The following is a 2,274-nucleotide window of genomic DNA, read 5'->3' as shown; positions in this document are numbered from 1 at the left end:
CGACCAAGCTCCCGTTGTTCGACCCCTCCACGGCGCTGTTGGTCAGGGCCCGGCGTCAGGGCACGCGGGTGCGGCACGGCTGGTCCATGGCGCACTGCAGGGCGTCGATGTCCAGCGCGGGTACGGGCAGCGGCGTGGACGGCCCCGGTGCCGCCCGCAGGCTGTCCATCAGCAGGCCCACGTAGCGGCGCCAGGCATCGGGCGCGACGGTGTGGGTGTACTCCGCTACCGCGCCGATCATCTTGAACAGCAGGGGCAGGTCCTCGGGCTCGAAGTCCGCGCGCAATTGCCCGGTTTCCTTGGCGCGTTGGACGAGGTCCCGGATGACGGGGACAAGCCTGTCCCTCGCCTGCGCGACGCGGTCGTGCCCGAACTGCGTGCTCAGCAGCACGTCGTGCAGCCCGCGGTCGCCGGTGAGCAGTTCCGCCGCCTGCCACAGGAATTCCTGGAAGGCCGTCCAGGCGTCCGCGTCCTTCATCGCCTTGCCGGCGAGCTCGGCGACCTGGTCCAGCCGTTCGGCGAGCATCGCCTCGACGAGGTGTTCCTTGTTGGGGAAGCGGCGGTAGACCGTGCCGACGCCGAGCCCGGCGTGGTGTGCGACGTCGTCGAGGGTCGTCTCGAACCCGCGCTCGCGGAAAACCTCCCTGGCGGCGGCGATGATGCGCTGGCGGTTGCGTTCGGCATCGCGCCGGAGCGGACGCGTCGTCGCGGTCCGCGGTGTGTCCCGCGTCATGAAATCCATCCTACCCAACAAGTCGAGGAATCATCTCCGCTTTCTGTAGCGTTGAGATGGAAAGGGAGGTCCCTACTCCACATCCTTGAGGGGAACCGCATGTCCGAGTCAGCCACCACAGCGGTGGCGGAGCCGTCCAGAGGCACCGCCCCGCCCGCCGATCCGCACCACGCCCGCCGCTGGCCGATCCTCGTCGTCATCAGCCTGGCCCAGCTGATGGTCGTGCTCGACGCGACCATCGTGAACATCGCCCTGCCCACCGCCCAGCACGAGCTGGGCTTTTCCGTTGACGGCCGCCAATGGGTGGTCACCGCCTACGCACTGGCCTTCGGCAGCCTGCTGCTGCTCGGCGGCCGCGTCTCCGACCTGTTCGGCCGCAAGCGGGCCTTCCTGATCGGGCTCGCCGGATTCGCCGCCGCCTCGGCGGTCGGCGGGGCCGCGAACGGGTTCGAGATGCTCGTCATCGCGCGCGCCGCACAGGGGGTGTTCGGCGCGCTGCTCGCCCCCGCCACCCTGTCCCTGCTCACCACCACGTTCACCGACGCCAAGGAACGCGGTCGCGCGTTCGGCATCTTCGGCGCGATCGCCGGCGGCGGTGCCGCCGTCGGCCTGCTGCTCGGCGGCGTGCTGACCCAGTACCTCGACTGGCGCTGGTGCATGTTCGTGAACATCATCTTCGCCGTCCTCGCCCTGATCGGCGGACTGGTGCTGCTGCACCACCGGCGCTCCGCGTATCGCCCGAAGCTCGACATCCCCGGCACGTTGACCGCCTCCTCCGGACTGTTCGCGGTGGTCTACGGCTTCTCCAACGCCGAGACGCACGACTGGTCGGCCACGTCGGTCTGGGGCTTCCTCGTCGCCGGTGCCGTGCTGCTGGCCGTGTTCGTGGCACTGGAAGCCCGCGTGCCGCATCCGCTGCTGCCGCTGCGCGTGGTGCTCGACCGCAACCGTGGCGGCGCCTATCTCGCCGTGTTCATGCTGGGCATCGGGATGTTCGGGATCTTCCTGTTCCTGACCTACTACCTGCAGCAGAACCTCGGTTTCTCGCCGATCCGCTCGGGACTGGCGTTCCTGCCCATGGTCGGCACCCTGATGGTCAGCGCCACCGTCGCCACGAGCGTGCTGCTGCCCCGGTTCGGGCCGAAACCGCTGGTCGCGCTGGGCATGCTGATCGCGGCCGTCGGCCTGTGGTGGCTGTCGGGGCTCGGTGTCGGCAGCACCTACGCCAACGGCGTGCTGTTCCCGTTGATGGTCACCGGCATCGGCATCGGCCTGTCCATGGCGCCGTCGATGAACGTGGCCACTGCCGGGGTGCAGGCCAAGGACGCCGGGGTCGCGTCGGCCACCGTGAACACCGCGCAGCAGATCGGCGGTTCCATCGGCACCGCGATGCTCAGCTCGGTCGCCGCGAACGCCGCCACCTCGTTCATCGCGGGCAAGCAGCCCACCCCCGCGCTGATGGTGGAGGCCGCGGTGCACAGCTACACCACCGCGTTCACCTGGGGCGCGGCGATCTTCGTGATCGGCGCGGTCCTCTGCGG

The 2,274-nt window shown here is 69.8% G+C and carries 2 protein-coding genes; one reads left to right on the top strand and one right to left on the bottom strand.

The genetic code is table 11. The annotated features are described in order from the left end of the window. Window positions 1-55: 55 nt before the first annotated feature. Window positions 56-733, bottom strand: coding sequence for a TetR/AcrR family transcriptional regulator (locus tag FNH05_RS36330; protein ID WP_425458529.1), 678 nt, complete (start codon window positions 731-733; stop codon window positions 56-58). Window positions 734-832: 99 nt separating this feature from the next. Between FNH05_RS36330 and FNH05_RS36325 the strand changes: the two genes are divergently transcribed. Then, a partial coding sequence (locus FNH05_RS36325; protein WP_144593363.1) for an MFS transporter occupies window positions 833-2,274 on the top strand: 1,442 nt, incomplete at its 3' end.

The sequence above is a fragment of the Amycolatopsis rhizosphaerae genome (genome assembly GCF_007713715.1).
GTDB classification, from domain to species: Bacteria; Actinomycetota; Actinomycetes; order Mycobacteriales; family Pseudonocardiaceae; genus Amycolatopsis_E; species Amycolatopsis_E rhizosphaerae.
This window is presented reverse-complemented; position numbering and strand designations above follow the sequence as displayed.